This window comes from Bacillus sp. LR--39 (assembly GCF_053613335.1).
The window spans coordinates 1-862 of record NZ_JBSIOT010000567.1 but is presented as its reverse complement, the minus strand read 5'-3'; the positions used below and the strand labels follow the sequence as shown (position 1 = coordinate 862).

2 protein-coding genes are annotated in these 862 nt (G+C 48.0%); one reads left to right on the top strand and one right to left on the bottom strand.

Going from position 1 to position 862, the window contains the following annotated elements; all coding sequences use genetic code 11:
- A partial coding sequence (locus ACWHAR_RS24965) for a Vgb family protein (protein WP_452088167.1) occupies positions 1–322 on the top strand: 322 nt, incomplete at its 5' end.
- 36 nt (positions 323–358) lie between these two features.
- Here the strand turns inward: ACWHAR_RS24965 and ACWHAR_RS24960 are convergent.
- Positions 359–739 carry a DUF2512 family protein gene (locus tag ACWHAR_RS24960; RefSeq protein WP_003178548.1) on the bottom strand — a complete coding sequence of 127 codons (381 nt, stop codon included), beginning with the start codon at positions 737–739 and terminating at the stop codon, positions 359–361.
- Positions 740–862: the final 123 nt, after the last annotated feature.

Here is an 862-nt window from a genome sequence, read left to right as displayed (position 1 = left end):
CGGCCCGGACGGGGCTTTATGGTTTACAGAAATAAACGCAAATCAAATTGGGAGAATAACGGTCTCAGGAAAGATCAGCGAATACCAGCTTCCGACAGCGCATGCACGCCCGCACGCGATTGCCGCAGGCGGTGACGGAGCACTGTGGTTTACGGAATGGGGCGCGGGTCAAATCGGCCGCATTACAGTCGACGGGGATATTACGGAATATCCAATCCCGACGGCAGATTCTGAACCGCACGGGATAGCGGCCGGATCAGCCCATTCGATCTGGTTTGCAGAAGAGTGCGGCCGTATTGGGAAAATCTCTATCCAAAATTAAGAAACGTCCAGCCAACTGGACGTTCTTTTTTTATTGTTATTCCGTTCTCGTTTCCATTCTGCGGTTGGGCGAGCCAAGGCCTTTATTCATCAAGTAAAAATGGAAAATGTATTCACCGATCGCCATAGCGACAGCTGCAAAAAACGCGGCCAATGCAGCGGTGTTGGCAGCCGTTCCCATCGCAAGAGCCATCAGCCAAACGACAAGAAAAGCGACGCCTAAATCGGCTAAAGTGGCCGTGATGTTGTTGGTTTTCGGCAGAATAAACAAATCACCCAGCAAATAGGATACTGCGCCAAGAACAATCGTGATGAATAGGGTGTTTTCAAAACTAAAACTAAACCCGAGCCCTAGAACAAGGTACAGAATCACAATCGTCATGATGCCTTTGATGGCAAGGGCTTTCACATGTTCCATAACCATTCGCTCCTTTATAGGGGATGTTAGTTTTTCTTTTCCTCGTATTCAGAAAATGAAACATGCAAACTTGCATTCTTAACGGGCTCAGACGGATTCCAGCTATTTTTTCGGTTTGTTGCA